Genomic DNA, 236 nt, shown 5'->3' with positions numbered 1-236 from the left:
GACGCCGATCATCTTCTTGAAGGCGCGGCTGAACGCGGCTTCGGATTCATAGCCTATGACCACCGCGATACTGGCGACGTTGCTGTTGCCGGCGCTGAGCAGTCCCGAGGCGATCTGCATGCGCCATTTGGCGAGGTAATGCATCGGCGGCATGCCGACGATTTTGGTGAGGCGCTCCGCCAGCACCGTCCGCGACAAGGCGGACTCCTTCGCCAGCGCCTCCACCGTCCAATTGT

Annotated in this window: 1 protein-coding gene; it reads right to left on the bottom strand. The window is 62.7% G+C overall.

Annotation, left to right across the window (positions count from 1 at the left end; translation table 11 throughout):
* The coding region (locus KVT37_RS32920) for a helix-turn-helix transcriptional regulator (RefSeq protein ID WP_217579097.1) at positions 1 to 236 on the bottom strand (236 nt) is incomplete at both ends.

Origin of the sequence: Mesorhizobium sp. GbtcB19 (assembly GCF_019091085.1) — a bacterium.
Taxonomy (GTDB): Bacteria; Pseudomonadota; Alphaproteobacteria; order Rhizobiales; family Rhizobiaceae; genus Mesorhizobium.
This window is presented reverse-complemented; position numbering and strand designations above follow the sequence as displayed.